This window comes from Campylobacter sp. 107 (genome assembly GCF_002383835.1).
GTDB classification, from domain to species: Bacteria; Campylobacterota; Campylobacteria; order Campylobacterales; family Campylobacteraceae; genus Campylobacter_D; species Campylobacter_D jejuni.
In genome coordinates this window covers 1-2,272 of sequence record NZ_NXBA01000051.1, presented here as the reverse complement: position 1 = coordinate 2,272, position 2,272 = coordinate 1, and the positions used below count along the sequence as shown (strand labels likewise).

Sequence of the window (2,272 nt, the reverse complement as noted above, 5' to 3'; positions counted from 1 at the left end):
AAAGTAAAAAGGATTATTAGGAAGTTCATTTGAGCCTGTAAGGAGAGTGGAGTTTAGGAAGATTTTTATATCTAAACTTTTAAAATCTATTTGGTATTTTTCTTCTATGTCCTTTATATCCAAAACACTTCTATCTTTTGCAAAAATATCACAATGATTATCATAAATATGGATCAAATTTGACATAGAGATGAAAGAAGTATTGTTAGAATTATCTTGCAAATCTTGTAAATTTACTTTATCTAAGAATACGATTTTTATATTATTTGTCTTTAATACTATGGTATTGGTATTTTTATCATAAAATTGCTCTATGTTAAATACTTCGTTTAAAATTAAATTAACATCATTTTCCTTAGTATTAAAGCTTTGATTATTTAGATTATCTTGTAAGGAAATTTCTTTATTTAAATAGTCTTGGATATCTTTTATTTTTTCATTTCTTTTTTCTTTTAAAGTATTGATAGATTTATAAAGCCTTTTTCTAGCATCAAGATAGGTATCATTGAGCTTTTCTTTATCTAGGATGAAGATTTTTGTGAAAGTAGAATTATAGCCTAGATTGTTTATAGCGGTAGCTTGGGTGAAATAAGTATTTTTATCTTCTCTTAATACTATTAAATTTATACATACATAAAGGCAATAAAAATAACCCAATTTATTATCTAAATCATTTAAAATTAAATCTTGGATTTCATTTAAATCTATATATTTATAATAAGCCTTGTTTTCTTTTAAAAATTCTATCACAGAATACAAATTAAAATATGTTATATCTTTTTGATTAATTTGTTGTATTATTGCATTTAATATAATTTTCTCTTGTGTTTTTTTATGAGAATAGAGTCTATTTTGATAAAAAATTATTTCTGAAAAATACTCTTTAAATTTCTGATTAAAAATTTGTTGTTCTCTTTCATATTTTACTTTATAAAGTTCATACCATTTTAACTCCTCATCATATTTAGCTTTTTTTATTTTATATTCCTCCAAAGCTTGCAATTGCGTAGATGAGAAACCTTGAATATTTGCTGCAAATAAAGGTTTTTTGGGTTCTTTTGGTAATGAATTTGCAAATATTCCAAAGAATTTGAAAAATCATTAGATAGTTTAGGAATGCTAAAATATGACAAAATACGATCATCATAACGAGTTCTTGCAGTAGATAAAACATTATTATGGTATTTGATAAAAGTTCATAGCTCCTCATCCTTATTTATATTATACTCTAAAAGGTTATTGATTTCTTTATTTTTCATAAGATTTAAAATATAATTTAATTCTATGATAGTGGGCTCTAAAAAATGAGAATCCCAAAATCGATCCCCTAAATTAACAATATAATACTTCCCATCTATATCTACTCCTAAATCTTGTATTACCCCTTTTTGTATTGGAAGCATCGGAATCAGTATCTGTTTCAATATGATAAGTATTATCACTTGTAGCTAAAATATTTTTGATATTAAGATTAGTAAGAAGCTGATTAATACAATTTATAAATCCTTCATCAACTTCAAAAATATCATAAAAATAATTCGTTGATTTACTATAAATTATATTTGTTTTTATAAAGATATAATGTTCTTTTAAGTTTGTTTTATTATGAAAGTATGATTTTATATTTTGAAATAAATTAGAATCATATCCTATTAAGTTTATTTCTATACTTTTTTGATATTTATAAGATCTTATTTGATAAAACAATGCTTGCTCTTTATTATCAGAATTGATAATTTTTCCATCTATTCTGTAAATTTGATTTAAATTTAAAGCTTTTAGTTCTTTTGCACCAGGCGAATTGAAAGTGTAGATTTCTTTAACATTAGCACTAGAATTAACACTCGCTAATGAAAGAGTAAGTAGTTGCGCCAAAGCTCCGCCTAAAGAATGACCTACAATTACCAAACCTTTGTCTTTTATAATATTTGGAAATTCTTTAACACACTCAGAATAAAATTTAATCATATCAAGATATTGATTATAGGGAACTTTGCCTAAAGCTAAATCAACATCAGCATCTAAAATATCTATCCCAAAATTACTCGTAGGCTCTGTTCCTCGTATAACTATAATCTTTTGATTGTTATCTTTAGTATCTTCAAACAAAGTAGCACTAAAGCCACTTGTAGTGTTAGGCTGATGTTTTAAAAGTTTAAATCTATTTACAAAATCAATGATTCTTTTACTAAGTGTATCATTTAACCCCACCCTACTAATATCATTATCCAATGTTATTTCTTTACTATCAAAACAAGTATTTATAAGAGAA

General features: G+C 24.4%; 2 protein-coding genes. Both read right to left on the bottom strand.

Features of this window, described 5'->3' with window-relative positions:
• On the bottom strand, positions 1-1,002 hold a 1,002-nt coding region (locus BGS40_RS09825; RefSeq protein WP_257841724.1), incomplete at its 3' end, for a hypothetical protein.
• A gap of 330 nt (positions 1,003-1,332) precedes the next feature.
• On the bottom strand, positions 1,333-2,272 hold a 940-nt coding region (locus tag BGS40_RS09480), incomplete at its 5' end, for a lipase family protein (RefSeq protein WP_219350341.1).